The sequence below is a fragment of the Uliginosibacterium sediminicola genome (genome assembly GCF_039631295.1).
GTDB classification, from domain to species: Bacteria; Pseudomonadota; Gammaproteobacteria; order Burkholderiales; family Rhodocyclaceae; genus Viridibacterium; species Viridibacterium sediminicola.
The window spans coordinates 539,939-565,975 of record NZ_JBDIVE010000001.1 but is presented as its reverse complement, the minus strand read 5'-3'; the positions used below and the strand labels follow the sequence as shown (position 1 = coordinate 565,975).

At 63.7% G+C, this 26,037-nt stretch carries 26 protein-coding genes; 12 read left to right on the top strand and 14 right to left on the bottom strand.

Annotated elements, in window-relative coordinates; all coding sequences use genetic code 11:
* Positions 1-3: 3 nt before the first annotated feature.
* The 11 genes from ABDB84_RS02685 to ABDB84_RS02635 all read right to left on the bottom strand — a co-directional run bounded on the left by ABDB84_RS02685 (position 4) and on the right by ABDB84_RS02635 (position 11,160).
* The gene (locus ABDB84_RS02685; protein ID WP_345918135.1) at positions 4-2,091 is read right to left on the bottom strand and encodes a TonB-dependent siderophore receptor; all 2,088 of its coding nucleotides are present in this window, start codon (positions 2,089-2,091) and stop codon (positions 4-6) included.
* Between the two features lie 5 nt (positions 2,092-2,096).
* Complete coding sequence (locus ABDB84_RS02680) at positions 2,097-2,828, bottom strand: DUF4198 domain-containing protein (RefSeq protein ID WP_345918134.1); 732 nt, start codon at positions 2,826-2,828, stop codon at positions 2,097-2,099.
* 83 nt (positions 2,829-2,911) lie between these two features.
* Positions 2,912-4,144, bottom strand: coding sequence for a zinc metallochaperone GTPase ZigA (gene zigA, locus ABDB84_RS02675; RefSeq protein ID WP_345918133.1), 1,233 nt, complete (start codon positions 4,142-4,144; stop codon positions 2,912-2,914).
* Between the two features lie 11 nt (positions 4,145-4,155).
* Positions 4,156-5,202 carry a CobW family GTP-binding protein gene (locus tag ABDB84_RS02670; RefSeq protein ID WP_345918132.1) on the bottom strand — a complete coding sequence of 349 codons (1,047 nt, stop codon included), beginning with the start codon at positions 5,200-5,202 and terminating at the stop codon, positions 4,156-4,158.
* A 101-nt stretch (positions 5,203-5,303) separates the two neighbouring features.
* Positions 5,304-5,903, bottom strand: coding sequence for a DUF3299 domain-containing protein (locus ABDB84_RS02665; protein ID WP_345918131.1), 600 nt, complete (start codon positions 5,901-5,903; stop codon positions 5,304-5,306).
* Positions 5,904-6,201: 298 nt separating this feature from the next.
* The gene (locus ABDB84_RS02660) at positions 6,202-7,464 is read right to left on the bottom strand and encodes an ABC transporter permease (RefSeq protein ID WP_345918130.1); all 1,263 of its coding nucleotides are present in this window, start codon (positions 7,462-7,464) and stop codon (positions 6,202-6,204) included.
* Positions 7,461-8,189: an ATP-binding cassette domain-containing protein gene (locus ABDB84_RS02655; RefSeq protein ID WP_345918129.1), complete on the bottom strand. Its 729-nt coding sequence runs from the start codon at positions 8,187-8,189 to the stop codon at positions 7,461-7,463. Before ABDB84_RS02655 ends, ABDB84_RS02660 begins: the two co-directional genes overlap by 4 nt.
* Before the next feature lie 4 nt (positions 8,190-8,193).
* A complete protein-coding gene (locus ABDB84_RS02650; RefSeq protein ID WP_345918128.1) occupies positions 8,194-8,739 on the bottom strand; it encodes a DUF2796 domain-containing protein in 546 nt (181 codons plus the stop codon).
* 22 nt (positions 8,740-8,761) lie between these two features.
* Positions 8,762-9,838, bottom strand: a complete 1,077-nt coding sequence (locus ABDB84_RS02645; RefSeq protein ID WP_345918127.1) for a CobW family GTP-binding protein — start codon at positions 9,836-9,838, stop codon at positions 8,762-8,764.
* 11 nt (positions 9,839-9,849) lie between these two features.
* Positions 9,850-10,665 (bottom strand): ZIP family metal transporter, encoded by an 816-nt coding sequence (locus ABDB84_RS02640; RefSeq protein ID WP_345918126.1) that lies wholly within the window; start codon positions 10,663-10,665, stop codon positions 9,850-9,852.
* Positions 10,666-10,731: 66 nt separating this feature from the next.
* Positions 10,732-11,160, bottom strand: a complete 429-nt coding sequence (locus ABDB84_RS02635) for a Fur family transcriptional regulator (RefSeq protein ID WP_345918125.1) — start codon at positions 11,158-11,160, stop codon at positions 10,732-10,734.
* Positions 11,161-11,291: 131 nt separating this feature from the next.
* Here ABDB84_RS02635 and ABDB84_RS02630 point away from each other — a divergent pair, with 131 nt between their 5' ends.
* The 10 genes from ABDB84_RS02630 to ABDB84_RS02585 all read left to right on the top strand — a co-directional run bounded on the left by ABDB84_RS02630 (position 11,292) and on the right by ABDB84_RS02585 (position 19,775).
* On the top strand, positions 11,292-11,630 hold the full coding sequence (locus tag ABDB84_RS02630) for an ArsR/SmtB family transcription factor (RefSeq protein WP_345918124.1): 339 nt from the start codon (positions 11,292-11,294) through the stop codon (positions 11,628-11,630).
* Positions 11,631-11,958: 328 nt separating this feature from the next.
* A complete protein-coding gene (locus ABDB84_RS02625; RefSeq protein ID WP_461168460.1) occupies positions 11,959-12,306 on the top strand; it encodes a GFA family protein in 348 nt (115 codons plus the stop codon).
* Between the two features lie 63 nt (positions 12,307-12,369).
* On the top strand, positions 12,370-12,777 hold the full coding sequence (locus ABDB84_RS02620; protein ID WP_345918122.1) for an SRPBCC domain-containing protein: 408 nt from the start codon (positions 12,370-12,372) through the stop codon (positions 12,775-12,777).
* A 34-nt stretch (positions 12,778-12,811) separates the two neighbouring features.
* Positions 12,812-13,243 (top strand): VOC family protein, encoded by a 432-nt coding sequence (locus ABDB84_RS02615; RefSeq protein ID WP_345918121.1) that lies wholly within the window; start codon positions 12,812-12,814, stop codon positions 13,241-13,243.
* Between the two features lie 286 nt (positions 13,244-13,529).
* Positions 13,530-14,957: a DHA2 family efflux MFS transporter permease subunit gene (locus ABDB84_RS02610; RefSeq protein WP_345918120.1), complete on the top strand. Its 1,428-nt coding sequence runs from the start codon at positions 13,530-13,532 to the stop codon at positions 14,955-14,957.
* 67 nt (positions 14,958-15,024) lie between these two features.
* The gene (locus tag ABDB84_RS02605; RefSeq protein ID WP_345918119.1) at positions 15,025-15,507 is read left to right on the top strand and encodes an SRPBCC family protein; all 483 of its coding nucleotides are present in this window, start codon (positions 15,025-15,027) and stop codon (positions 15,505-15,507) included.
* 72 nt (positions 15,508-15,579) lie between these two features.
* On the top strand, positions 15,580-16,437 hold the full coding sequence (gene modD, locus ABDB84_RS02600) for a ModD protein (protein WP_345918118.1): 858 nt from the start codon (positions 15,580-15,582) through the stop codon (positions 16,435-16,437).
* 83 nt (positions 16,438-16,520) lie between these two features.
* Positions 16,521-17,501 carry a bile acid:sodium symporter family protein gene (locus ABDB84_RS02595; protein WP_345918117.1) on the top strand — a complete coding sequence of 327 codons (981 nt, stop codon included), beginning with the start codon at positions 16,521-16,523 and terminating at the stop codon, positions 17,499-17,501.
* Positions 17,502-17,626: 125 nt separating this feature from the next.
* On the top strand, positions 17,627-19,582 hold the full coding sequence (locus tag ABDB84_RS02590) for a B12-binding domain-containing radical SAM protein (protein WP_345918116.1): 1,956 nt from the start codon (positions 17,627-17,629) through the stop codon (positions 19,580-19,582).
* A complete protein-coding gene (locus ABDB84_RS02585) occupies positions 19,563-19,775 on the top strand; it encodes a DUF3820 family protein (RefSeq protein ID WP_345918115.1) in 213 nt (70 codons plus the stop codon). The genes ABDB84_RS02590 and ABDB84_RS02585 overlap by 20 nt, the downstream gene beginning before the upstream one ends.
* Positions 19,776-19,779: 4 nt before the next feature.
* On the opposite strand, the gene ABDB84_RS02580 is transcribed toward ABDB84_RS02585, so the two are convergent.
* Entirely contained in the window at positions 19,780-20,454 is a 675-nt protein-coding gene (locus ABDB84_RS02580) for a ParA family protein (protein WP_345918114.1), read from the bottom strand.
* 75 nt (positions 20,455-20,529) lie between these two features.
* On the opposite strand from ABDB84_RS02580, the gene ABDB84_RS02575 reads away from it, so the two are divergent.
* Positions 20,530-21,183 carry a hypothetical protein gene (locus tag ABDB84_RS02575; RefSeq protein WP_345918113.1) on the top strand — a complete coding sequence of 218 codons (654 nt, stop codon included), beginning with the start codon at positions 20,530-20,532 and terminating at the stop codon, positions 21,181-21,183.
* A 34-nt stretch (positions 21,184-21,217) separates the two neighbouring features.
* On the opposite strand, the gene ABDB84_RS02570 is transcribed toward ABDB84_RS02575, so the two are convergent.
* On the bottom strand, positions 21,218-23,254 hold the full coding sequence (locus ABDB84_RS02570; protein WP_345918112.1) for a fused MFS/spermidine synthase: 2,037 nt from the start codon (positions 23,252-23,254) through the stop codon (positions 21,218-21,220).
* A gap of 307 nt (positions 23,255-23,561) precedes the next feature.
* On the opposite strand from ABDB84_RS02570, the gene pta reads away from it, so the two are divergent.
* On the top strand, positions 23,562-25,607 hold the full coding sequence (gene pta / locus ABDB84_RS02565; RefSeq protein ID WP_345918111.1) for a phosphate acetyltransferase: 2,046 nt from the start codon (positions 23,562-23,564) through the stop codon (positions 25,605-25,607).
* A 56-nt stretch (positions 25,608-25,663) separates the two neighbouring features.
* Here the strand turns inward: pta and ABDB84_RS02560 are convergent, their stop codons facing one another.
* Positions 25,664-25,972 carry a hypothetical protein gene (locus ABDB84_RS02560; protein WP_345918110.1) on the bottom strand — a complete coding sequence of 103 codons (309 nt, stop codon included), beginning with the start codon at positions 25,970-25,972 and terminating at the stop codon, positions 25,664-25,666.
* Positions 25,973-26,037 lie beyond the last annotated feature (65 nt).

The following is a 26,037-nucleotide window of genomic DNA, read 5'->3' as shown; positions in this document are numbered from 1 at the left end:
GGCTCAGAGCGCCGCCGTCAGCCCCAGCGTGACGGTGCGCCGGCTGCCCGGCGTGATCCACACACTGCTGTAGGAAGCGCTGTAGTAGCGCTCGTCAAACAGGTTGTCGACATCCAGGCTGAGGCGGTAGCGCTTGTTGATCTGCCAGTAGCTGAGCGCCCGCGTGGTGCTGTAGCTGGGCAGGTCGAAGCTGGCCGTTGCGTCGCCGGCGCGGCGCCCCACCCAGACCACACCGCCACCGAGGCCGAGCTTGCCCTCGGCACCGGCCGCCTGTTCATGCACGGCGAGCAGGCTGGCGGTATTGCGCGGCACGTTCAGCAGGCGGGTGCCACGCGCCAGGCTGTTGTCGCGCAGCACTTCGGCGTCCAGATAGGTATAGCTGGCCGACAGGCGCCAGGCTTCACCGATACGGCCGGCGGCATCGAACTCCAGGCCACGGCTGCGCACTTCACCGGTGGCCATCGAGAAGCCGCTGTTGAGCGGGTCGGCGGTCAGCACATTGCGCTTGCGGATGTCGAACAGTGCGGTGGTGGCGCTCAGGCGTTGATCCGCGCTGGCGAACTTCAGCCCGGTTTCGAAGGACTTGCCCTTTTCCGGCGCGAAGGAGTTGCCGCCGACATCGGTGCCGGCATTCGGCCGGAAGGACTGGCTGGCATTGGCGTACAGCGAGAACTGATCGCTGAGCAGCTTGACGACGCCGATGCGCGGCGTGACCGCGTCGTGCGCTTGCCGTGTGAGGCTGCCATTGCGGCGATTCTCGATGCGTTGCAGGAACTGGTCGGCACGCGCGCCGATGAGCAGCTTCCAGCTCGGCGTGAGGCTCAGCTGATCCTGCACATTGATGGCGTTGCCGGTCTGTTGCTCCAGCGTGCTGGTATTGGCCAGTGGCGTGGGCTGGGCTTGGCCATAGGCCGGGCTGTAGATGTTGACGGCATACGGCGCGCCATTGCTGGGATTGATGCGCAGCATGGTCTGATCGAGCTCGAACTGATAGCGCTCGAAACCCAGCAGCAAGGTGTGTGCGATGCGGCCGGTGTCGAACTTGCCGATCAGCTGGCCTTGCAGGGTCGTATCGTCAGACAGGTAGTCGCGATAACGGCGCTGGCGGCGCAGGGTCTGCTGGTCTGCCTGCAGGGCACTGGCTTCGGTGGAATAGCCTTGCAGCGTGCCGTGCTTGTAGGAGACGCCGAGGTAGGCCGTCCAGCGTTCAGAGAACTCATGCTCGACCGACAGCTGATGGGTCTGGTTGTCCACCGTCACATCACCGTCGCCCGGCTCGCCGAGGAAGGTCTTGTCCGACATCGCATCGAGGCGGCCATTGACGGCGACGATGCCGCGATCAAGCGGGGCTTGCTGGCGCAGGAATTCGCTCTCGTAATTGACGGTGGTGAAGTCGCCGGCTTTCCAGGTCAGCGCCGGCGCAAACAACTGGCGGCGCGAATGATTGTAGTCACGCTGGCTATCGCGTTCCTCGGCGGCCATATTGAAGCGGTAGGCAAGGTCTTCGCTCAAGGCGCCGGTGGAATCGAGGGTGCCGCGCGTGCTGCCGTAGTTGTCGAGCGAGAAGCCCAGCACATTGCTCGATTTGAAGCTCGGTTTCTTGGTCACGATGTTGAGGCTGCCGCCCGGCTCGGCGCTGCCGTAGAGCGCGCTGATCGGGCCCTTGAGCACCTCGATGCGTTCGACATTGGCGGTGTCACGCGGCGCGTTGAAGCCGCGGTTGCCGGCAAAGCCATTGACCAGGAAGCCCAGGCCGGTGTTCTCGTTGCCGGCCAGACCACGGATCGCGTAGTTGTCCCACAGACCGCCGAAGCTGTTCTGCCGTGTCACGCCGCTGACATAGTCCATGGCTTGCTCGACACGCTTGGCGCCAGCATCTTCGATCAGCTGGCGTGGCACCTGGCGCACCGATTGCGGGGTTTCCGCATCGGGCGTGTCGGTACGCGTCGCGCTGCCGGATGTGTCGGTGCGGTAGTCGGCGTTGCTGCGCTTGCCGCGCACCACCACCGGGGCCAGTTCCTCTTCCGCTTGGGCGAGGGAAGGGGCGCCGAGAATGCTCAGCGCCAGGGTGGTCATCATCAGTTTCTGCATGCTGATCACTCCTCGTGGTGCGGCAGCACGAAGCTGAGGGTGGCGAAATGACCGGTCTTGTCGGCCTTGCGGGCATCGTCCGGAGCCGATTCGTAAGAGATGGCGATGACGTTCAGCCCCTGGTTGCGGATCGCAAAACGCACGCTGCCATCGCGTCCGCTCACCAGCGGCTTGGCATCGGCATCATTGATGTAGTCGACGCTCACCTTGGCGCCAGCCACCGGCTTGCCATCGAACAGCACCTTGAAGCTTTGCTTGCTGCCGCGCTGACTGGGGAAGGGGAAGTGCTGCGGCACCAGCTGCAGGCGTTGGTCGGCCAGCGGTTTGGCCAGCGCAAAGGGCAGGCCGCTGAAGCCCATGGTGTATTTGAGGTAGCGCCCGCTGACTTTGGCGCCGGCGACTTCGTCCTTGCCCTTGTTGATCCATTGTCCGTCGGGCGCCTGGCTCCACAGGCCGTTGTCCAGCGTGGCGGTGTGCAGCGCGGCGGGTTCGGCGGTCTTGGCGATCATCAGGTAATCGGTTTTTTGCAGCTCGCCATTGATCGCGCTGCCATCGGCCCGATAGGCCTTGTAGCTGGTGATCTTGTTGGCGCGTTTGACGGTGCTGGAGTCTTCCGAGGCATGACCATAGATCAGTGCGGTTTCGTCCGAACGTTGGGCGAACCAGATGCCGTGGGCAAAGCTGTGGCTGAATGACAGGGCCGCTAGGGCCGTGACAAGGAGTCGCGTGGGATGCATGGTCTCTCTTCTGGGGCGTAACAAAAAAAATCGGCAGTCAGGTGCGCGCAGCCGCTGCGGCCGCCGCGCAGGCAGGCAGTAGCTCAGTGGGTGCTGTGAGGGGTATCGGCCTCGCTGTCTTCGCCAATCTCTTCCCATTGCGGGAAGGGATCGGCCAGATTGGCCCAGGCAAAGGGGCCGGCGGCCAGTTCCAGATCGCTGAGCAGGCAGGCGTCGAGCCGGGCGCGCAGCCGCGCCTCGTTCATGTCGATGCCGATGATGACGATCTCCTGGCGGCGGTCGCCGAACGCCTTGTCCCAGCGCTCCAGGATGCGTGCTTGGGCGGCTTCGTCCTGCGGCCATTCGCTGCGCTCGACCGAGGCCCACCACAGACCCGCCGGGCCGTGGCGACGCACTGCACCGGCGAGCGCCCATTCACCGGCCAGATCCATGCGCGAGGCGAGCCAGAAATAGCCCTTGGCGCGCAGCACGCCCGGCCATTCCTCGCGCGCCAGCTGCCAGAAACGCTCTGGATGGAAGGGGCGGCGGGCGCGATAGACAAAGCTGGTGATGCCGTATTCCTCGGTCTCCGGCGTGTGCGTGCCGCGCAGCTCCTGCAGCCAGCCCGGCGCCTGCGCCGCCTGCTCGAAATTGAACAGGCCGGTGCCCAGTACGGTGTCGAGCGGCACGCGGCCGAATTCGGCTTCGACGATGCGCGCGCGCGGATTGAAGCTGCGCAGGATGCCGTAGAGATCGCGCCGTTCAGCGCTGCCGACCAGATCGATCTTGTTGAGCACGATGACATCGCAGAATTCGATCTGCTCGATCAACAGTTCGACCACCGAGCGGCCATCTTCCTCGCCGAGGGACTCACCACGCTCCTGCAGATTGTCGCGGCTGAGGTAGTCGCGCAGGAAGTTGAAGGAATCGACCACGGTGACCATGGTATCGAGCCGCGCCACGTCGGAGAGACTGCGGCCCTGCTCGTCGGTGAAGGTGAAGGTTTCGGCGACCGGCAGCGGTTCGGAGATGCCGGTCGATTCGATCACCAGGGTGTCGAAGCGGCCTTCCTCGGCGAGCTTGCGCACCTCGATCAGCAGGTCTTCGCGCAGGGTGCAGCAGATGCAGCCATTGCTCATCTCGACCATCTTCTCGTCGGTGCGCGACAGCGTCGCGCCGCCCTGGCGCACCAGCTCGGCATCGATATTCACGTCCGACATGTCATTGACGATGAGGGCGACGCGGCGGCCTTCGCGGTTTTCCAGAATGTGCTTGAGCAGGGTGGTTTTGCCCGCGCCGAGAAAGCCGGACAGTACGGTGACAGGAAGCTTTTGCATGGTGGGCGTCCTCAGAACGGCAGTTCGTCGATGATCTTCATGGCGGCGTCGAAGCTGGCATCGCTTTCGGCATCCGTGCGCAATACGGCTGCGTCGATGACGGCGCGGAATTCCGCCTCGGGCAGGCGCTCGCCGATGAACACCAGGACTGATTCGCGCGGGCCATCGGGCAGCCAGGGTTCGGCGAGGTTGAGTGCCATCAGCATGTGCACGCCCTGCAGGATCACGCGCTGCTCGTAGCCGGCCAGATGCACCACGCCCTTGTAGCGCAGCAGCTGCGCACTGTATTTGTCGATCAATGAGCCCAGGCCGAGGCGGAAGCGGATCGGCGACAGCGGCTCGCTGAGGCGGATGCTGAATGACTGCACATCATCGTCGTGATGATGATGGTGGAAGTGATGCAGGAATTCAGGCTCCAGCGCTTCGGCGATGTCGAGGCTGAAGGCGTCGATGTCGAGGATCTGCGCCAGATCCGTCTTGCCGAAATGCACCGGGATGATCGGTGCGCGGATATTGATTTCGTGCAGGCGCGTGCTCAGCTCTTCTTGCTGTTCGGCGCTGACCAGATCGGTCTTGGAGAGCAGGATGCGGTCGGCAAAGCCCACCTGATCCTGCGCTTCATGGTGGGCGTCGAGCTGGGCCATGCCATGCACGGCGTCGACCACGGTGATCACCGCATCAAGTGCGTAATGCTCGGCGACGCCGGGATCGACGAAAAAGGTCTGCGCCACCGGCGCCGGGTCGGCGAGGCCGGTGGTCTCGATCAGCACGCGTTCGAAGTCCAGCTCGCCCGCTGCGCGTTTGGCCGCCAGCTCGCCGAGGATGCGCACCAGATCGTCACGCACGGTGCAGCAGATGCAGCCGTTGTTCATCACCAGCACCTGCTCGTCCGAGCGGCGTTTGAGCAGGGCGTTGTCGATGCCGATCTCGCCGAATTCGTTCTCGATCACCGCGATGCGGTGGCCATGCGGTTCGGAGAGGATGCGGTTAAGCAGGGTGGTCTTGCCGGCACCGAGAAAGCCGGTGAGGACGGTGACGGGGATTTGCGGGCGCGACATGGACAGCCTTTTTACATGCAACAGGGTTGCATTGTCGCAGGCTGTCCAAGTAAACGCAATTGTGTTGCATTCGTGTGCTGCCGGAGAACGGCGCGCCGGCCTTACTTGCGTTCAGCTTCTTTGACGTAGGGTTCCACGTGCTGGGCCGCGATGCGGTAGCCGACCGTGCCAAAGGGGCTGTCGCTACGCACCGTGCTGAGCTTGCCGGTGACCCACACGGTGTCCATCATGCGACTGCCGCGCACGGCCGGCTTGGCCTTGACGTCGATGATCTGATTGGCCGGCGGCGGCGGGGTGTGGATGCAGGCGCCAAAATACGGCACCAGCAGGAAGGCCAGCACCTCGTCCTTGTTGGTGTCCATCGGGATCATGAAGCCGGGGATGCGCACCGTGTTGCCGTTCAGATCGTCGACCACGGGGGCGTTGTTCCAGGCTTCGCGCACCTTGTCCATGGCTTCGCGGGTGCGCGGATCGCCATCGCGCATCTTGGCCAGATCAAGGCCGCGGTAGGCGGCGTAGGGGTCCCAGTTCTTGGGGATGAGGTCGTCCCACTTGAGCTGGCGGATGCCATTGACGAGTACCGGTGCGGCCGGCGTCAGCTTGTCGCCGACCTTGTAATTGCTGCTCGGTGCGGCGGCGCTGCCGGCCAGCGCCCAGGCCGGCAAGGCGCCAAGCAGACTGATGAATTGACGTTTATGCATGGATTCCCTAGGGCGTGTTCACAGTAGGCGAGTGGTTGCGCTCGCACGCAATGGGTGCAGGGCAAGGCGCGGCGACGCTGGCAGGGTAGTCTCCTGGCGAGTCGCCGCAACGCAGCCATGCGCCCATTTCGTCCGAGCCCTTCGGGTTGAGGACTATGGCCTGCGCTACTGCCGCATGTAACCACTGAGGCTCCTGGTGCGGGGGCTCATTGATCACCAAGACCCCGCACCGCGTCGCACGCCTTGTCCCGCAAGCCATAGTCCTCAACGCAATCCCCTCGCCTACTGTGAACACGCCCTAGATTCGTGGCGTCAGGCCGTCGGCCAGGGACAGTCGATAAGCACGCAGGGCGGGCACCAGAGCGGCCAGCAATCCGGCCAGCAGCATGCCGGCGAGCAGCCACAGCTCGTCCCCGGCGGGGATGAAGGCCTGCGTCACGATGCCGTAGTTAGCCTGCAAGAAGGGGCCGCCCAGCGTCAGGCCCAGACATAGTACAAGCCAGCCGAGCAGGGTGCCGAGCACGGTGATCAGCATGCCCTCGCAGAGCAGCAGGGCGAGGATGCTGCGCGGCCCGGCGCCGACCGAGCGCAGGATGGCCAGCTCGCGCCGCCGCGCATCCAGCCCGGCGAGCAGGGTGGCGACCAGGCCGGCAAGACCGACGGCGGCGACCGCAATCGATACCAGCAGCAGCGCCTGCTCGCCCAGCTGCGCCACTTGCCACAGCTGGTCGAGCGCCACGCCGGGCATCACGCCCATCAGCGCTTCGTCCTTGTAGTCGGCAATCTCGCGCTGCATGGCGAAGACGTGGGCGCGGCTCTTCAGGCCGATCATCACGCCGGTAATGGTTTTCGGGGTGAGGTCGAATTTCTTGACGAACTCGGCCGGGATCGACAGGCCGGGCATTGGCGCGCCGGCTTGCCAGTCGAGATGGATCGCCTCCATGCCGGCCAGGCTGATGAACAGCGTGCGGTCCACCGGCGTGCCGCTGGGCGCCAGCACGCCGCTGACGGTGAAGGGCTTGTCGGCGTGTTCGGCCCCCAGCGCGCTGCCGCTGCCATGCGTCAGGGTGATCTTGTCGCCCGGCTTGTAGCCGAGGCTGCGCGCGACTTCGGCGCCGAGGGTGACATCGAAGACATCGGCAAAGGGCTTGCCGGCGGCCACACGCAAGCTTTGCGCATCGCCGTAGTGAAAGCGCTGGAAGTACTCCGGCAGCGTGGCCAGTACCGGAAAACCACGATGCGAATCGCCCAGCGACAAGGGCAGTGCCCAGGCGACGGCGGCGTGATCGCGCAGATGCAGGTAGGACTTCCACTCCATGTTCTGCGTCGCGTCGCCCAGGTGGAAGACGGTATAGAGCATCAGTGACAAGCCGCTGCCGCGCGGACCGACGACCAGATCGGTGCCGGACACCGAGGCCGAGAAGCTGTCGCGCACGTCCTTGCGGATATGGGCGACACCGAGCAGCAACAATGCCGAAAGCATGATCGACAGCAGGGTCAGGGATAGCGCCATGCGCCGGTTCCAGGCACTGGAGAGTGCCAGACGCAGCAGTGCGCTCATGCCGCCAGCTCCCTGGCGGCCTGGTTGAGTGTGCTCAGCGAGAGCACACGCGAAAAGCCGGCGGCCAGGCGCTGGTCGTGGCTGACGAAGAGCAGGGCGGCGCCGCTGGCCGCGCATTCGGCGCGCAGCAGTTCGAGAAAGCCGGCTTGGCGGGTGGCATCCAGGGCCGAGGTCGGCTCGTCGGCGATCAGCAATTCCGGCTGGCCGATCAGCGCACGTGCCGCAGCTACGCGCTGCTGCTGGCCGACCGAGAGCTCGGCCGCTCTGCGCGTCCACAGCGCGGGGGCGAGGTCGAGCTGGCGCAGCAGGCTATGCGCCTGTTGTTCGGCGCTGCCGCCTGCGGCCACGGCGCGCTGGCGGCGCAGGGCCGAGAAGCGGCAGGGCAGCAAGACGTTGTCGAGCACGCTCAGATAGGGCAGCAGATTGAACTGCTGGAAGATGAAGCCGATATGCGCCACGCGCAGACGGTCGCGCTGCGCGCCCGACAGGCCGTTCCAATCCTGGCCGAGCAGGCGCACCGCACCGCTGTGCGGCAGCAGCACGCCGGCCAGCAAGGCCAGCAAGGTGCTCTTGCCGCTGCCGCTTTCGCCATGTAGGAACAGGTCTTCACCTGCGGCCAGCGCGAAGGCCGGCAGATTCAGGCAGTCCTGCGCCTGCCCTGGCCAGGCAAAGCGCAGCGCTTGCAGGGCGATGACGGGAGGTTCAGCGGGCGGCGCAGCGCGCATCGGCTTATTTCGCCGACCAGCTGATGGTGCGCGCGCCGGAGCTGAGTTTGGCGGCCTTCTGCAGCTTGGGCGTGACCAGCTGCAGGTCGATGCTCTTCATCGCCGGGAAGCTCTCGAAGAGCTGCACCACGATGCTGTTGAGCGCGGCCGGATTGGCGCATTTGAAGCTGAAGTCGGCATCCAGATCGGCGTGGCCGGCGGGCTCTTCCGCCGCAGCCGGCTTGCTGGCGGTTTCGCCGAGCAATTGCGGGCTCAGCGCGCTGGACGACAGATGCACGCTGCTCAGGCTGCAGCCGGCTGCCGGGGTCGTCAGGAACACCCGGTCGGCCTCGCGCAGCACCGAGGCCATGGCGCGCACGCGGGCGATTTCAGCATTGCCGCGCGGCGCGCGTTCGAAGCCGAGCAGGCTGTCCAGCGGCGACTCCATGCTGATGTTGAGTACATTGCCTTCGAGGCTGACGTCGAGATGGGCGATGCCATGGACGTGCGCCGGTGCGGCGCTGGCCAGTCCGCTGGCGAGAAGGGTGCAGATCAGGGCAATGCGACGCATGGTGGAGTCCTTTCCGGCGAGATCAGTGGGCATCGGTCGCGTCCTGCGTGGCATCGCAGAAGGCGGCAAAAACGGTGTCGAGTACGCTGCGCGGCAGATCGTCGACGATGAACACCAGGCGGGTGCTGTGATCGTCGTCGGGCCAGGCCGCCAGGTTGTGGCTGGGGTAGCGCTCATGCTGCACGACGTGTATGACACGCGGTGTGTCTTCGTCGATCACGGCGACCAGCCCCTTGATGCGCAGGATGGCGTCGCCGGAGACGAGCAGCAGCATGTCCAGCGCGGTGGTGAAGCGCTGCCAGTCCAGCGGCGCGGCAAAGCGCAGCACATGGGTGTGCACGCTGGCGCTGTGGGCCGCGTGCAAGCTGGCGGGCGCGGCGCCGCCAAAGGCACTGCGGCGGGCTTTCAGGCGCGCCTGTTCGGCGGCACGGGCATCGCCCAGCCAGGCCAGGGTTTGCGCTGGACGGGCGGCCGGGCTGTAGGGCGCCAGCTCGCTGAGCAAACCCGGCGGCAGTGCACCGGGCGCGCTGCGCCAGCAGGCGACGCTGGGATTGATCTCTTCGACGCGCGCTTCGGCCAGTGCGATTTCGGCCTCGCTGGCCAGATCGCACTTGGTGAACACCACGCGGTCAGCCATCACGATCTGGCGCATCGCTTCGCCGTGCTGGGCGGTTTGCCAATGCACATTGCGCACGTCCAGGGTGCTCAGCACGCCTTGCAGGACGAAGCGCTCGGCGATGAAGAAGTCTTCCAGCAAGGTGTGGATCACCGGCGCCGGATCAGCCAGTCCGCTGGTCTCGATGATCACCCGGTCGAGCGCCGGAATCTCGCGGCGCAGGCGGCGCATGAACAGATCGCGCAGGGCCTTGACCAGATCGCCGCGCACGGCGCAGCACAGGCAGCCGGATTCGAGCAGGATGATTTCTTCGCTGACTTCCTGGACCAAGAGATGGTCCAGGCCGATTTCACCGACCTCGTTGATCAGTACTGCACTGCCGGCCATGGCCGGGTCGCGCAGGATCGCGTTGAGCAGGGTGGTCTTGCCGCTGCCCAGAAAACCGGTGAGCAGGGTTACGGGGATGCGTTTGTCGTCGCTCATCGGGCGCTCGCTCAGTGTTCGAACATCACGCCGACGGCAATCAGCAGCACGCCGATCAGCATGAACGCGGTTTGCCACATCGAGGTGCGGCGATGGCCTTCGCTGCGCAACAGCGGCAGCAGATCGGAGATGGCGATGTAGAGGAAGCTCGACGCGGCAATCACCAGCACGTAGGGCAGGGCGGTTTGCATCTCGCGCAGCGCGAAGTAGCCGAGCAGGCCGCCGATCACCGCGCTGAGGCTGGACAAGGCGTTCATCGCCAGCGCACGCCAGCGCGAATAGCCGGCGGCGCGCACGATCGCAAAGCCGCCCGCTTCGTGCGGAATCTCGTGGGCGATCACCGCGAAGGCGGTCAGCCAGCCCAGCTCCGGACTGGTCAGGAAAGTTGCCGCCAGCAAGACGCCGTCGACGAAATTGTGGAAGCCGCCACCGACCAGCACCGCCATCACCGTATTGCGGCTGACGCCGTGGCCATGTCCGTGGTGGGCATGGCCATGGGCGTGGGCATGCTGGTGCTCGTGCGGCGGGCAGTGGTGGTCGTGGCCTTCTTCATCCGCATGCGAGTGGCGCCATACCGAGATGCGTTCCAGGCCGTAAAAGCTCAGCAGGCCCAGCAGCATGGTGGTGAAGAGTTGCTGCGGCGGCAGATCGTATTCGAAGGCTTCCGGCAGCACGTCGAGCAGGGCGACCGCCAGCAGCACGCCGGTCGCAAAGCCGACCAGGCGCGGCATCCAGCGCTGTGGCAGGCCGGCCATCACCAAGGCGGCGGCCACGGCGCTGAGCACGCCGCCCATCAGGGTCGCCAGCAGGATATTCAGAAGGGTCATGCGGTGGATTCCTTGCCGTTCAGTGTTCTAGCGAACGAAGTGGCTGAGCGCTGGATGAGGACGGGCTCAGCTTTGTTGGGCGTCCTGCCCTTCGCAACGTGCGCACTGCCCGGTGATGCACAGCTCCACCGACTTGCCCGAAAAGCCTTGCGGCAGCGCGGGGGCCTGCACCAGCACCTGATCGAGGCAGAACACCTTGCCGCAGGCTTCGCAGCGAAAGTGGGCGTGGCTGTTGTGCGCCGGGGCATTGCTGGCGGCGAGGCTGAAGCGGAAGACACGTTGCGCGTCGGTCAGACGGTGGGCCAGACCATTCTCGACCATCCAGTCGAGCACCCGGTAGAGGGTGACGCGGTCAAAGCCGGTGCCGGCCAGCGCCGCTTCGATGTCGTGATGGCTGAGTGCGCGCTCAGCCGTCTCCAGCAGGCGCAGGACGGCCAGCCGGGCCGGTGTGGCACGGGCGCCGAGTGCACGGATCCGTTCAGCGTGACTAGTCATGATGCTGCGCATTGGACCACAGAGCAGTGGCGGCTGCAACATTGTTGCATTTGTAAGCAGGCTTTCATCGCCTTGACATGAGGCCCCGGGTTTATTATTTTACCTAAAGGTTAAATAATGCTGGAGCAAGCATGCCGACGGACCCGCTCAGCGCAACATTTGCTGCCCTTGCCGACCCGACACGGCGCGCGATTCTTGCGCGCCTCTCGATGGGTGAGACCACGGTCACCGAGCTGGCAGCGCCATTCGAGATGAGTTTGCCGGCCGTCACCAAGCACCTCAAGGTCCTGCAGCGCGCCGGCCTGGTCAGCCAGGGCCGGCAGGCGCAATGGCGGCCGTGCAAGCTCACGCCGGAGCCTTTGCGCGAAGCGACTGACTGGCTGGAGCAATATCGCCAGCAGTGGGAGCAGCGCCTTGATCGCCTGGAAAGCTATTTGCGCGAGTTGCAGGCCAGGGAGTCCGGGCAATGATTTCGGCCTTGCAGGAAGGTCGCCGCGGCCGGCGCGACTCGAATGCGGACACCGCTACGGCTGTTGAGCCCGCCATACCGCAGCACGATGATCCGCCCGACTTGGGCGCGCCTGGGGCGGGTGAAATCGGCAGGCTCGGTGTCGGAATGTCTGCTTGCGCCGTCAGGCGTAATTCAGGCACCTCAGCAACTTTCGATTTCGTTCAACAGCGAAAACCATGGCAACAGGCAGCGTCCGGCTTTATCGCGCTGACCTTCATGCGGATGCGCTGGTCAGTCTGTTTGAGCTGAATCTTCCGGGTTGAACCCGACACGTGCGGAGAATTGCCATGCAATACAAGGGAAGTTGTCACTGCGGTGCAGTGGCATTTGAAGCAGAAGGTGAAATTACGGGCGCGCATGCGTGCAACTGTTCGATCTGCTCTCGCAAAGGCGTGCTGATGTGGTTCATCACGCCCGACAAGATGCACTTGCTCACCCCGCGCGAAAACATGAGCACCTATACCTTCAACAAGCATGTCATCAAGCACCACTTCTGCAAGATATGTGGCATGCATCCGTTTGGTGAAGGCGTCTCGCCGCAAGGCAATCAGATGGTGGCGATCAATCTGCGCTGCGTGGAGGACATCAGCCTCGACAGCATTCCCGTGACGCATTTTGATGGAAAGTCGCTGTAGCGACGTCGGTATGCGATGGATGCGGATCTCGTTCAACTCTCTCAAGTTCAATGAAGGCGACTCATGAAAATTCAGGTAGAGAAAACCGTCAGCGCGCCCATTGCCAAGGTCTGGTCGGCTTACACCACGCCGGCGGACATCAAGCAATGGAATGCCGCATCGGATGACTGGCACACCACGCTGGCAGAAGTCGATCTACGTGTTGGCGGTGCCTTCAAGTCGCGCATGGAAGCCAAGGACGGCAGCGTCGGCTTCGATTTTGCCGGCACTTACACGCGGGTGGATGTGCATCAGACGATTGAATACGCCTTCGGTGATCGAACGGCACTGGTCGTCTTCACGACGACTGCGGAAGGCGTAAATGTTTGCGTCAGCTTCGACAGTGAGGATACGCATTCCATCGAACAGCAACAGCAAGGCTGGCAAGCCATCCTGAACAACTTCGCGCGTCACGTCGAAGCCGCGCGCTGAGCGCCGACCCCCATCCAACTCTCTGGAGAGAAGCATGGTCAAGCTGAATACCTACCTCAACTTTCCCGGCACAGCCGAAGAGGCCTTCAACTTCTACAAGTCCATTTTCGGAGGCGAGTTCTGTGTCCTGCAGCGTTACAAGGATGGTCCGCCCATGGAAGGCTGCGGAGAGCTGCCGCCGGAGCTGGGCGAGAAAATCCTGCACATCTCGATGGCCATCGGTAACAATGCGCTGATGGCGAGTGACGCCGTGCCGCCGATGTGTCCGCCGGTCAGCGTGGGCTCCAATGTGTCGCTGTCATTGCATCCGGACAGCGAAGAAGAGGGGCGTCGTCTGTTCGATGCGCTGTCGGCGGGTGGGCATGTCCAGATGCCCTACCAGCCGATGTTCTGGGGCGCCGTGTTCGGCATGTGTGCAGACAAGTTTGGAATCCAGTGGATGGTGAATTACGAATTGCCGAAGTGAGCGCGGGGGGAGGCGATCATGCCGAACGCCAGCACGTACCTGTGGTCGATAGTCGGGCGCTGGAAGCATCCCGCTATCACTTAGCATTTTTTGGCGCGCAGCTTATCGCCACCACGCACTATCCGGCGGGAGGGCTTCGTCCTGCTGGCAGCGTGCTGACGCCGCGTGCAAGCTTTCCGTCAGTGGAAGTCTGTGCGGACGTCAAGACGCATACCTTGAGCACGTCCTTGCGAACAAATAACAGACGGCGCCAGATTCTTTGCGCTCGCAACAGAGAGTATTCAGCATGATGAATTCCGTAGCGGGCCCGCGCCCGCACGACAGGCGCTGGCTGGCCATGATCCTGCTTTGCCTTGGCGAACTGATGATCGTGCTCGACACAACCATCGTCAATGTCGCCCTGCCATCGATTCGTGAAGACCTTGCTTTCAGCGAGTCGGCGCTCGCATGGGTGGTCAATGCCTACATGCTTACCTACGGCGGTTTTCTCTTGCTGGGCGGGCGATTAGGTGATCTCTATGGTCACAAGCGCGCCTTCCTGCTTGGTATTGCGCTGTTTACGCTGTCGTCGCTGGGCTGCGGGCTGGCCGGCACGCAGGCTGTCCTGATCATCGCGCGCGCGGTGCAGGGCCTCGGTGGCGCAGTGGTGTCGGCAGTTGCCTTGTCGCTGATCATCGATCTTTTTACCGAGCCGGCCGAGCGTGCCAAGGCCATGGGCGTCTTCGGCTTTGTCTGTGCCGGTGGCGGCTCGATTGGCGTGGTGGCTGGCGGTGTGCTGACCAATGCGTTTGACTGGCACTGGAACTTCCTTGTCAATCTGCCGCTGGGTATCGCCGTGCTGCTGCTCTCGTATCGCCTGCTGCCAGCCGATCACCAGGCTGAAAGTCGGCCATCACTCGATGTGTTCGGCGCGCTGACTGTCACCACGGCTTTGTTGCTGGCCGTGTATGGCATCGTCAATGGCAATGAAGCCGGCTGGTTGTCGTCCCAGACTCTGGGTTTGCTTGCGGGGTCGGTCATGCTGCTGGCGCTCTTCGTGGTGATTGAAGCGCGCGTCGCCACGCCCTTGATGCCGCTGAGCCTGTTCCGCTTGCGCAGCGTGACTATCGCGAGCCTGGTCGGCGTGCAGTGGTCGGCTGCGATGTTCGCCTGGTTCTTTTTGTCTGCACTCTACATGCAGCTCGTGCTCGGCTACAGCCCCTTGCAGGTCGGTCTTGCCTTCCTGCCGTCCAACCTGCTGATGGCCGTATTTTCGCTGGGCTTGTCGGCCAGGATGGTGATGCGCTTCGGCAGACGCGCCTGCATCGCCAGCGGCATGCTCATTGTGACCCTGGGCCTGGCGTTGTTTGCCGTCGCCCCGGTCGATGGTCAGTTCCTTGTTCACGTCCTGCCTGCCATGCTGCTGCTTGGTCTGGGGGCAGGCATGGCGCTCAATCCAGTGCTGCTGGAGGCGATGAGCGAGGTGTCGCCGCACGAATCTGGTCTCGCCTCGGGCATGGTCAATACGGCTTTCATGATGGGGGGCGCACTGGGTCTGGCGGTGCTTGCCAGTGTAGCGTCGTCGCGCACAGCTGCTTTGCTTGCGGGCACGATGGCCCGCCTTGAGGCACTCACCGCTGGCTACAACGCCGCCTTCCTGCTGGGAGCCATGTTTGCCGCGCTTGCCGCTGCACTCGCATTGCTGTTGCGCCCCGAAGCTGCCACGGGGAACTAGCGATTTTCGTTAACATTGGCGAGCCGTGTCGAGGGCGGCTGCCATTCACGTCCACAGGGAAACTGCCATGACTGCACCCGCGACCGATTACGAGATCCTCATTACGCGCATCCTTGATGCGCCGCGCAGCCTTGTGTTCAAAGTCTGGACCGAGCCGGAGCACATCGGGCAATGGTGGTTGCCGGTCGGATTCACGCGATTGGCGTGTCAGCTTGATCTGCGCGTCGGCGGCATGTTCCGCATCGACATGATGGCGCCGGACGGCTCACGGCAGCCCTGTGAAGGCATCTACGAGGAAATCGTGGCGCCGGAGCGCATCGTCTATCGGGGCATGAGCGATGATCGCCATGCCTGCGGTTGCGGGATTCCACCGTATTCGTGGGTGACCGTCAGTTTTACCGAGCTGGGCGCGCAGACGCGGCTCGATATCCGCGCCAGCTTGGCGTCCGAGGCTGCGCGCAAGGACACCACCGACGCGGGTTTCGGCCCCGGCTGGTCGCATGTGCTGGATGTGCTTGAACGCGTGTTGCAGCAATCCAGCGAACTTTGACTGGATGCAGTAGCCGGCGGAGCAAGCTGGCGCGATACTGTTGCCTGCCTCCACTCGTAGCAAGCGTGCGCCATGAATCCCTATCTGCTGCCCGATGCCTATCTGGAATCTCTCCTGCAGGACGATGCGCCCTGCGGCGATGCGACGAGTTTTGCGCTGGGCATCGGCGATCTGCGCGGTGAGATGATCTTTCGTGCGCGCTACGACATGGTCGTGTGTGGCAGCGAGGAAGCGCAGCGCATGGGCGCTTTGCGCGGCCTGCACGCCGTGGCGCCCTGTGTCGCCAGCGGCACGGCCCTGGCGGCCGGCGCGGAGATCCTGCGGCTTGAAGGGGATGCAGCCGCCTTGCACCAGGTCTGGAAGACAGCGCAAACCTTGATGGAGTACCTCTCGGGGATTGCCAGCAGCACGGCGGAGATTCTCGCGGCGGCACGGCGTGGCAATGCGGCGGTGGGCCTGGTGTGCACGCGCAAGCACTTTCCGGGCACCAAGGCGGCGGCGATGAAGGCCGTGCTGTGTGCCGGCGCCACCCCGCATCGCCTGAGTCTCTCGGAAACCTTGCTGGTGTTCCCTGAGCACCGCGCCTTTCTGGGGGAAGAGTCACCCGCAGCGAGCATTGCCCGCATGCGCCAGCGCTGGCCGGAGCGGGCTGTCGTCGTCGAGGTGGCCAGCGCCGAAGATGCCTTGCGCTGGGCCGAGGCCGGCGCCGACATCCTGCAGCTGGAGAAGCTCACGCCCGAAGCGCTGGCCGAGATCCGTCAGCGTCTGCCGGCGACACATCGCGCGCGCCTGGCCGCTGCTGGCGGCGTCAACGCCGGCAATGCCGAGGCTTACGCGCGCGCCGGCGCCGAGATTCTGGTCAGCAGCGCGCCGTATTTTGCCAAGCCGCGTGATGTGGCGGTGACGCTTATTCCCCGGCTCGCCAGCTGAGGCTTATTTGCGTTGTTTAGTGGGCAGGGAGGTTGTCAGGCATTAGCATGGAGGCAGATTCATTTTCTGCTGGAGCTTTGTAGGTGCTGGAACAACTTAAACGACTTGCCAAGGACTGGTTCCTGATCGGCATGATCCTCTGCGTGGTGCTCGCTTCGCTGGCCCCACAAATCGGTCGGGCGGGTGGCCTCATTCACGCGGATCAGCTGGCCGACTACGGTATCTTCATCATCTTCTTCCTGCACGGCATCGGCCTGTCGACCGAGAGCCTGATCAAGGGTATTGCGCGCTGGCGTCTCCACGTGCTGGTGCAGGCTTTCACCTTCATCGTTTTCCCGCTGCTGTGGGTGGGGCTCAATTTTGCGCTGGGCCGCTTTCTGCCGAACGATCTGATGCTCGGCTTCTTCTACCTCGCGGCCCTGCCCTCGACCATCTCGTCCTCGGTTGCGATGACCAGCATGGCGCGTGGCAATGTGCCGGCGGCGATCTTCAATGCCACGCTGTCGACTCTGCTGGGCATCTTCCTGACGCCGCTGCTGGTCAGTTTGCTGGTGGGCTCGCAGGGCGGCAGCCTGTCGCTGGGCGAGGCCATGCTCAACATCGCACGGCTGTTGATGCTGCCCTTCATCATCGGTCAGCTGCTGCGCCCGCTGTGGGGCAAGTGGTTTGCGCGCTACAAGAAGTACACCAATCTGATCGACCGTGGCGTGATCCTGCTGCTGGTGTTCTCCACCTTCAGCGACTCGGTGACGGACGGCCTGTGGAGCAAGCACGGCTTTGGTCTCATCGCTTACACCATTGTCGGCGCCGCAATTTTCCTGTTCGTTGTGCTGCGCTTGACCAAGTGGGCCGCGCAGCGCGCCGGTTTTGACGCGGAAGACGAGATCACGGCGGTGTTTTGCGGCTCGAAGAAGACCATGGCCTCCGGCGTGCCGATGGCCAAGCTGCTGTTCGGTACGCATCCGGCGCTGGGCGTGATCGTGCTGCCGATCATGTTCTATCACCAGTTGCAGCTCTTCGTCTGCTCCATCCTCGCGCAGCGCTACGCCAAGCGCGCGGATTGAAACTGCCTGCTGCGCGACCGGCCTCATCCTCGCCACTGCGGGGGTGAGGCACGGTATGCTTGGCGCCATCCGTTTTCGCGCCGATTCCGTATGACCCGTCTCCATCCCGCTGCCCAAGGCCTGGCATGAGCGCCAGGTTGGCCTCTGCCGACGCGCCGCTGCGCGTGCTCTCGCTCATCCCGCCGATGACGCAGCTGAACACGCCGTATCCCTCGACGGCGTATCTCACCGGCTTCCTGCGCTCGCGCGGCATCGATGCGCTGCAAGCCGATCTGGCCCTGGCGCTGGTATTGCGCTTGTTCAGTGTGGCCGGCTTGCAAGCCATCCGTGACGAGATCGAGGCTTTGCCGCAGGCCCGGCGCAGCGCCCAGGTGCAAAGTTTTGTCGCGCAGTTCGAGCGCTACTGCGCCACCATTACGCCGCTGATTGCGTTTTTGCAGGGCCGTGATTCGACGCTGGCGCATCGCATCTGCAGTCGCAACTTCCTGCCCGAAGGCGCGCGCTTTGCGTCACTCGAAGCCTATGTCGATCCCGATGATCCGGACGGCGGCGATCCGCTGGCCTGGGCCTTTGGCGCACTCGGCGCGCAGGACCGCGCACGCCATCTGGCGACGCTCTACCTCAACGATCTCTCCGACGTGCTGCGCGAGGCCATCGACCCGCGCTTCGAATTCGTGCGCTATGCCGAATCGCTGGCGCAGAGCCAGCCGACCTTCGAGCCGCTGGCGCAGGCCCTGGCAGCGCCACAGAATCTGGTGGATCGCACGCTGCATGAGCTCACGCTGAGCACGATCAGCACGCACGCGCCACAGCTGGTGCTGCTGTCGGTACCGTTTCCCGGCGCGGTGTACGCGGCGTTCCGCATGGCTCAGAGCATCAAGCAGCATCACCCGCATGTCATCACCGTGCTGGGCGGTGGCTTCGTCAATACCGAGCTGCGCGAACTCCGTGAGCCGCGCGTCTTCGACTACTTTGACTACGTCTGTCTGGACGATGGCGAGCGGCCCTTGCTGGCGCTGATTGACCACATTCGCGGCAAGCGCTCCAAGGAGCGTCTGGTGCGCACCTTCCTCCGTGATGCGGACAAGGGCGCGGTGCGCTACATCCACATCGGCGAACCCGATGTGCCTTTCGCCGAAGTCGGCACGCCGACCTGGGACGGTTTGCCGCTGGAGCAATACCTGTCCCTGCTCGACATGCTCAATCCCATGCACCGGCTGTGGTCGGACGGGCGCTGGAACAAGCTCACCGTGGCGCATGGCTGTTACTGGAAGAAGTGCAGCTTCTGCGATGTGAGCCTCGATTACATCGCGCGCTACGACGGCGTGGCGGCCAGCACCCTGGTGGACCGCATCGAGGCGATCATTGCCGAGACCGGCCAGACCGGCTTTCATTTCGTCGACGAAGCGGCGCCGCCCAAAGCGCTGCGCGCGCTCGCCGAAGAGCTGTTGCGGCGCAATCTGGCGATTTCGTGGTGGGGCAATATCCGCTTCGAAAAATCCTTCACGCCCGAGCTGTGCCAGCTGATGGCACAGAGCGGCTGCATTGCCATTTCCGGCGGCCTGGAAGTCGCCTCGGACCGCCTGCTCAAGCTGATGAAGAAGGGCGTCTCGGTTGATCAGGTGGCGCGCGTCACACATGCCTTCAGCGAGGCCGGCATCCTCGTGCATGCCTATCTGATGTACGGCTTTCCGACGCAGAGCGTGCAGGACACCGTCGACGCGCTCGAATACGTACGCCAGCTCTTTGCTGCCGGCTGCATCCAGTCCGGCTTCTTCCATCGCTTCGTGTGCACCGTGCACTCGCCGGTCGGCCTCAATCCAGAAGAGTACGGTGTGCGTCTGCAGCCTTTGCCACCGGTGAGCTTTGCCAAGAATGACGTTGGCTTCATCGATCCGAGTGGTGTCGATCACGATGCGCTGGGTCGCTGCCTCAACAAGGCGCTCTACAACTTCATGCACGGCATCTTGCTCGATGATGACGTGCGCAACTGGTTCGACATGCGCGTGCCGCGCACGACGGTGCCGAAGAACTTTATCCGGCGCGCACTGCGCTCAGTCCATGAATCCGCAAGACCTTGAATTGCTGCTGGTGCGGCAGATGCCCTTTGGCAAGCACAAGGGTGTGATCATCGCTGACCTACCTGCCAATTATCTTGGCTGGTTTGCGCGCGAGGGCTTTCCGAAAGGCGAGATCGGCCGGCTGCTGACGCTGATGTACGAGCTGGATCACAACAATCTAAAGGGTCTGCTACAGCCTTTGCGTCGGCCTTGATACCTTAGCGCTGCACGCGTCTGATCTCGGGCGTTGCAAGGCGCTGCGCGGTGCTGCAAGGCTTTTGCAGCCACTCCAGCAAGGGTTGCCATTGCCGTCTGTCTTGTGCTGCCGTTTCATTACTGTCGAACAGGGTGCTGCCGGATTCAACAGCTTGCACGTAACGCTGTGCATGGCGAATGCATGTCACCAGTGGTAGCTCGAATTGCTGCAGAAACTCAAGCAGTTGTTGCGAAGCCTGCGTGCGCAAATCTACGCGCATACCAACAATGGCCACACCGACGCGCTCCTTGCGTACGGCCTTGATCTGCGCGAGTTCGTCGAAGAAATCGCTACTGGCGAGCATGTCGAAACGCGAAGGTGTGACCGGCACGACAACGCGGTCGACCTCGGCCAGCAAGCGCTTGAGTGATTTGCCATGCAGTCCGGCAGGGGTGTCGATGATGGCGATGGCGCAGCCTGCAGGTGCGGGCTCTTGCAGGGTTTCGTCAATATCCCAAGGCTTGATCGGGCGGAGTGAGAGAGGTCTTTGCGCAAGCCACTGACGACTCGATTGCTGGCGGTCCAGATCGCCCAGACAAACCGGATTTCCGTTCTGCGCAAACCAGCTGGCCAGATGAATCGCGAGGCTGGATTTGCCGCTGCCGCCTTTGGGATTGGCGACCATGATCTTGCGCATCGGCTTCCTTTGTAGATTTTTTTGTTGAAATGGTTTATACGGTTTATACCATTAAAAACACAAAGGATAAATGTCATGACCAATACGACTCCCACTCCGGAGCAAGCTACTTCACCAGAGCTTGTCGTCGAGCCGACTGCGCCCGCGCAAGCTGCGCCCAAGGCCAGCAAACCGAGCAAACCCGCCAAGCCGGCAGTGACCAAGGCCAAAGTGGCTGAGCCGGCAACGCCAGCCAAGCCGGCACCTGCCAGCAAGACGGTGAAGCCCGCCGCCAAGAAAGCCGTCGTTGCCAGCAAGCCTGCCGTGCTTGCCGAGGCGCCGGTCGTCGACGCCGTCGCCAAGCCCGCTGCCAAGCGCGCGACCAAGCCGGCCGCCAAAGCGGTTCCGGCGGTGAAAGCCAAGGCGGAGCCGAAAGCTGCCAAGAAGTCGGCAAGCAAGGCAGAAGTCGTTGCTGCCAAGCCCGCCAAGCCGAGCAAGGCCAAGAAGCAGGAAGTGAAAGCACCGGTGTCCAAGGCGCCCAAGCTGGTTCGTGACAGCTTCACTTTTCCCGAGGCCGATTACGAGCTGATCAATGCGCTCAAGCTGCGTGCCTTGGCGACCGGCCGTGAAATCAAGAAGAGCGAGTTGCTGCGTGCGGGTCTGGCTGCGTTGTCGGCGATGAGTGACCGTAGCCTGCTCAAGGCGCTTGACGCTGTCGAACGCATCAAGACCGGGCGTCCTTCTAGGTAAAAACAGTCTGCGGGTTGGGGCGCTGTGGTGCTGATTACTTCAAGACCTGGAACAGGTTGTTGAAATCATCGCTCCACACGCCCAGCCCTGTGATCGGCTGGATCGGGCTGCTCGCCTTGCTGAAGACCTCGCGCTGCAGGACGGCCGGATCGCGCGTCACCAGCACCCAGTCGGTATTGCGCAGGGCCGGGTTGTCGTTCTCATCGTGAATCAGCGCGACGCCGAGGCCCTTGGCGGCGGCGATATTGGCCAGCACCGGCGCCAGGCGCAGGAAGCGGTTGGTGACATGGAAGGCGATGATGCCATCGGGTTTCATGTGGCGCAGATAGACATCCATCGCCTGGGTGGTGATCAGGTGCACCGGAATCGAGTCGCCGGAGAAGGCGTCGACGGCCAGCACGTCGAAGTTTTGCGGCGCCTCGCGTTCCAGTGAGAGGCGTGCATCGCCGAGTACGGTGTCGATGTGGGCGCGGCTGTCGGCCATGAAACTGAACTCGCTTTGCGCCAGCGCGATGACATCCGGGTTGAGCTCGTACATGCGATAGGTGTCACCGGGTTGCCCATAGACGGCGAGGGTGCCGGCGCCCAGTCCGATCACGCCGACTTTCTTGTGCTGCGGATCAGTATTGGCGATGGCCAGGCCGACGCCGGCGCTGGGTCCGTAGTAAGCGGTGGGTTCGCGGCGGCGCGCAGCGGCGAGGAACTGCTCGCCATGCTTGATCGAGCCATGGTAGAGCTGGCGCACATCATCGAGCGGATTGTCGCGATGCGCGTCGAGGGTGATCAGGGTGCCGTAGAAGTTGCGCGCGATGCGGCGGCTGCCGGTGAAGTCGTCATCAATCTGCAGATACAGGAACCAGGCGCAGCACAGCGCCAGCAAGGCCGCGACGATGCGTGGCAAAAGGCTGTCTTTCAACACCAGCACGGCGAGCAGGGCGCACAGCACGCAGCCGATGCCTAGTTCGTAATACGCCGGCAGCACGCGCGGCGCGATCAGGCCGACGCTGATACCACCCAGCGCGCCGCCGAGCGAGACCATCAGGTAGAAGCGCGTCAGGTGACGCGGGCCGGGGCGCAGCCGGGCCAGCTCGCCATGCAGGAACATGCAGAAGAAAAACAGGCCGCCAGCGTACAGCGGGATGGCGACGCGGATATCACGTCCTACGCTGCCATCCTGCAGACCATAGGCGCATAGCGCGAGCAGGATCGCGGCGGCGGGCAGGAACAGTGCGCGGCGGTACCAGCGGTCACTCTCGAAGCAGAGCACGAAGCTCAGCAGGTAGAGCGTCAGCGGCAGTAGCCACAGGAAGGGAATCGCGGCGACGTTCTGCGTGATGTGATTGGTGATCGCCAGTAGCAACCAGGAGCCCAAGGCTGCCGGGGCCAGCCACAGCAGGTAGTCGCGCAGGCGCGGGTCCCAGTCACCTTCTGCGACATGCTCGCGCTGGTGCGCGGGCGGTGGCAGCTGGTGGTCGTTGCGCAGGAAATAGATGGCGGAGGCCGCGCAGAGCACGGCGAAGGCGGCATAGGCGAGGGACCAGCCCCAGGCCTGGGCGAGCAGGGCGCTGTGGCGCTCGATCAGGAAGGGGTAGCAGATCAGCGCGATCAGCGAGGCCAGGTTGGACAGCGAGAAGTAACGATAGACATGGCTGCCGATCAGGCTGCGCGACACCCAGGCCTGGATCAGCGGACCGGTTGTCGACAACATGAAATAAGGCAGGCCGATAGTGCCCAGCAGCAGGCGGATGATCAGCCAGGTCGGATCTTCATCGCCGCCAGGCTTCCAGTGCGCCGCGGCGATGATCGGCAGGAAAGTGAGGCTGGCGGCCAGCAGCAGGCCGTGCAGCAGCACCTGCCAGCGCGGCGCGAGGCGCTGGGTGAGCGCGTCCGCATAAGCGTAACCGGCCAGCAATACGATCTGGAAGAACACCATGCAGATTGCCCACACGGCGGCCGAGCCGCCAAACCAGGGCAGGATCTGCTTGGCGATGATGGGTTGGACCAGGAACAGGGCGAAGGCGCTGGTGAAGATGGTGCCAGCGAAGACGAATTTCGAGCTTGCAGTGGTCATGGGCTGGCGTCTGCGCGGAGGTCTCGGTGAGGGCGTGGACAAGGCTGCTGCAGGCCGATTGTTACCGACATCGCCAGTTGGCGCAGCTGCGCCAGGCACATACCGCGCATATCGCTTTGGTGCATGTAGGGCGATTGCCGACGGCATTCGATTGCAGTCGGATCGATAGTGGCCGTTAATCTGGCTAAGATCAAATGATTGCCACTCTCTTTACGCAGGTGCAGCAAGAGCGGCTAGCATGCGATGGCATAAGCGTTTACCCGCGTTTTCCCGCGCCCTTTGGGCGCTCTCAGAAGGGCCCGGAATCATGCAGATTTTTTGTCTTACCCCTACCCGCCAGAATGTTGGCTTGACCTCGGTTGCGCTGGGCGTGGTGCTTGCGCTGCAGCGCGAGGGCCTGCGCGTAGGTTTCGTCAAGCCTTTGGCACAGGACGATTCGGACAACGAGCGCTCGGTGCATTTCGCACGCGAGATCTGTCGTATCGATGTGCCCGCCGCGCTGACCCTGGAACAAGCCTCCGAACGTCTCGCCGCAGGGCGCGAGCCGGAGCTGCTCGAAGAAATCGTCAGCCTCTGTCTGCGCGCCGCAGACGGCAATGATGTGCTGGTCGTCGAAGGCTTGCACACCGATGCCAGCCACCCTTTTACGCCGCGTATCAATGCTGAAGTGGTGCGCAGCCTGCAGGGCGAGCTGATCCTCGTCGCCAACGCGCAGGAGAGCGATGTGCTGGAGCAGGTGGTGCAGACCGCCCACCGCCTCGAACAAGTCGGCTGCCATATCGGTGGCGCCATTCTCAACAAGGCGCTGCCCGATTTCGATCAGGCGCGTGCCCGCCAGGCGCTCGGTGAAGTGCCGCTGTGGGGTGTGGTCAAGCATGACCCGGCCTTGCTGGCGCCGCGGACCCTGGACATCGTGCGTCACCTCGGCGCGCAAGTGCTGGTCGAAGGCGAGATGGCCACCCGCCGCGTGCGTGAAACCGTGGTCGCCGGCCGTTCCGCCGTCGAACTGCTTGAACGTCTGCGCGCCTGTGCGCTGATCATCAGCTCCGGCGATCGCAACGACGTGATGCTCGCCACGGCGCTGGCCGCCAGCAAGGGCGTCGAGCTGGCCGGTCTGGTACTGACCCATTCCACCGAAATCGATCCGCGCATCCTGGAACTGGCCGCACGTGCGTTCGATAATGGTTTGCCGATCCTGCGCGTGGATACCGATACCTTCGTCACCGCCACCAATATCAGCCGCATTCCGGCCGCCGTGGCCGAGGACGACCTCGATCGCATGTCGGCTGTGCTGCAGGCCGTGGCCGAAGGCATCACCACGGAAGTGATGATGGCCAGCGTCAAGGTGCCCGCGTCGACGCGCATGTCGCCGCCCGCTTTCCGTTACAAGCTGATCCAGAAAGCACGCGCGGCCAACAAGCGCATCGTGCTGCCCGAGGGCGACGAGCCCCGTACCATCCGCGCGGCCGCCATCTGTACCGAGAAAGGCATTGCTCGCTGCGTGCTGCTGGGCAAACGCGACGCCATCGAGGCTGTCGCCAAGGCGCAAGGCGTGAGCCTGCCTGCCGGCCTCGAAATCATCGAGCCGGATGCGGTGCGCGAGAACTATATCGAGCCGATGGTTAACCTGCGCAAGAGCAAGGGCCTCACTCCCGGTCAGGCGCGTGAGCAGCTGCAGGACACCGTGGTGCTCGGCACCATGATGCTGGCGCAGGACGACGTCGATGGTCTGGTTTCGGGTGCGGTGCACACCACGGCCAATACCGTGCGTCCCGCGCTGCAGCTGATCAAGACGGCGCCGGGTTCGAGCATCGTCTCATCGGTGTTCTTCATGCTGATGCCTGATCAAGTGCTGGTCTATGGCGACTGCGCGATCAACCCCGATCCGACCGCCGCCGAGCTGGCCGAGATCGCCCTGCAAAGCGCGCATTCTGCCAAAGCCTTCGGCGTCGAACCGCGCGTGGCGATGATCAGCTACTCGACCGGCACTTCCGGTGCGGGCGCTGACGTGGTCAAGGTTGCTGAAGCCACGGCGATTGCCAAGGAAAAGGCGCCCGAGCTGCTGCTCGACGGCCCGCTGCAGTACGACGCCGCATCGGTGATGGAAGTCGGCCAGCAAAAAGCGCCCGGCTCCAAGGTCGCAGGCCAGGCCACGGTCTTTGTGTTCCCCGATCTGAACACCGGCAACACCACCTACAAGGCGGTGCAGCGCAGTGCCAACGTGGTCTCCGTCGGTCCGATGCTGCAAGGCCTGCGCAAGCCGGTCAATGATCTCTCGCGTGGCGCACTGGTCGACGACATCGTGTTCACCATTGCACTGACCGCGATCCAGGCCGACGCCATGAAGGCCTGAGCCAAGAGTTTGGCAACGCACCGTCCGCCGGAGTGATCGAGGACGGTGCGTCAGCCTTATTTCTTGACCGACTCTTCGACCTTGCCGGCAACTTCCTTGGTTTTCTCGGCCGCCACGCCGATGGCTTCCTTGGTCACCTTCTTGGCGCCGTGATAGACCTTGACGGCAACCTCGGCGGTTTTGTGGCCGACTTCCTTGGCGGTGGATACCGCAGCGCTGGCCGCTTCGCTCACAGCGGAGCCGGTTTTTTTCGCGGCCTCCACCGTGGCTTCCTTGGCCTCATGAGCTTTTTCGCCGACGTCGGCCTGGGCGCTGTTGCTCACGACGAGCAAGGCCAGCAGTGTGCTTAGTGCGATGCGTGACATTGCATGCTCCTCATTGATGGCAGGTATCGTTTAGGACCGGGGCCGCGCTGTAAAGTTGCCCGGCT

Excerpts from the sequence above, each read along its gene's own strand:
- ABDB84_RS02605 (WP_345918119.1), top strand. The coding sequence starts at position 15,025 with ATGACTGCACCCGCGACCGATTACGAGATCCTCATTACGCGCATCCTT.
- ABDB84_RS02610 (WP_345918120.1), top strand. The coding sequence starts at position 13,530 with ATGATGAATTCCGTAGCGGGCCCGCGCCCGCACGACAGGCGCTGGCTG.
- modD (WP_345918118.1), top strand. The coding sequence starts at position 15,580 with ATGAATCCCTATCTGCTGCCCGATGCCTATCTGGAATCTCTCCTGCAG.
- ABDB84_RS02615 (WP_345918121.1), top strand. The coding sequence starts at position 12,812 with ATGGTCAAGCTGAATACCTACCTCAACTTTCCCGGCACAGCCGAAGAG.
- pta (WP_345918111.1), top strand. The coding sequence starts at position 23,562 with ATGCAGATTTTTTGTCTTACCCCTACCCGCCAGAATGTTGGCTTGACC.
- ABDB84_RS02645 (WP_345918127.1), bottom strand. The coding sequence starts at position 9,838 with ATGAGCGACGACAAACGCATCCCCGTAACCCTGCTCACCGGTTTTCTG.
- ABDB84_RS02665 (WP_345918131.1), bottom strand. The coding sequence starts at position 5,903 with ATGCATAAACGTCAATTCATCAGTCTGCTTGGCGCCTTGCCGGCCTGG.
- ABDB84_RS02685 (WP_345918135.1), bottom strand. The coding sequence starts at position 2,091 with ATGCAGAAACTGATGATGACCACCCTGGCGCTGAGCATTCTCGGCGCC.
- ABDB84_RS02620 (WP_345918122.1), top strand. The coding sequence starts at position 12,370 with ATGAAAATTCAGGTAGAGAAAACCGTCAGCGCGCCCATTGCCAAGGTC.
- ABDB84_RS02625 (WP_461168460.1), top strand. The coding sequence starts at position 11,959 with ATGCAATACAAGGGAAGTTGTCACTGCGGTGCAGTGGCATTTGAAGCA.
- ABDB84_RS02660 (WP_345918130.1), bottom strand. The coding sequence starts at position 7,464 with ATGAGCGCACTGCTGCGTCTGGCACTCTCCAGTGCCTGGAACCGGCGC.
- ABDB84_RS02570 (WP_345918112.1), bottom strand. The coding sequence starts at position 23,254 with ATGACCACTGCAAGCTCGAAATTCGTCTTCGCTGGCACCATCTTCACC.
- ABDB84_RS02655 (WP_345918129.1), bottom strand. The coding sequence starts at position 8,189 with ATGCGCGCTGCGCCGCCCGCTGAACCTCCCGTCATCGCCCTGCAAGCG.
- zigA (WP_345918133.1), bottom strand. The coding sequence starts at position 4,144 with ATGCAAAAGCTTCCTGTCACCGTACTGTCCGGCTTTCTCGGCGCGGGC.
- ABDB84_RS02670 (WP_345918132.1), bottom strand. The coding sequence starts at position 5,202 with ATGTCGCGCCCGCAAATCCCCGTCACCGTCCTCACCGGCTTTCTCGGT.
- ABDB84_RS02575 (WP_345918113.1), top strand. The coding sequence starts at position 20,530 with ATGACCAATACGACTCCCACTCCGGAGCAAGCTACTTCACCAGAGCTT.
- ABDB84_RS02560 (WP_345918110.1), bottom strand. The coding sequence starts at position 25,972 with ATGTCACGCATCGCACTAAGCACACTGCTGGCCTTGCTCGTCGTGAGC.
- ABDB84_RS02585 (WP_345918115.1), top strand. The coding sequence starts at position 19,563 with ATGAATCCGCAAGACCTTGAATTGCTGCTGGTGCGGCAGATGCCCTTT.
- ABDB84_RS02650 (WP_345918128.1), bottom strand. The coding sequence starts at position 8,739 with ATGCGTCGCATTGCCCTGATCTGCACCCTTCTCGCCAGCGGACTGGCC.
- ABDB84_RS02590 (WP_345918116.1), top strand. The coding sequence starts at position 17,627 with ATGAGCGCCAGGTTGGCCTCTGCCGACGCGCCGCTGCGCGTGCTCTCG.
- ABDB84_RS02635 (WP_345918125.1), bottom strand. The coding sequence starts at position 11,160 with ATGACTAGTCACGCTGAACGGATCCGTGCACTCGGCGCCCGTGCCACA.
- ABDB84_RS02580 (WP_345918114.1), bottom strand. The coding sequence starts at position 20,454 with ATGCGCAAGATCATGGTCGCCAATCCCAAAGGCGGCAGCGGCAAATCC.
- ABDB84_RS02680 (WP_345918134.1), bottom strand. The coding sequence starts at position 2,828 with ATGCATCCCACGCGACTCCTTGTCACGGCCCTAGCGGCCCTGTCATTC.
- ABDB84_RS02630 (WP_345918124.1), top strand. The coding sequence starts at position 11,292 with ATGCCGACGGACCCGCTCAGCGCAACATTTGCTGCCCTTGCCGACCCG.
- ABDB84_RS02640 (WP_345918126.1), bottom strand. The coding sequence starts at position 10,665 with ATGACCCTTCTGAATATCCTGCTGGCGACCCTGATGGGCGGCGTGCTC.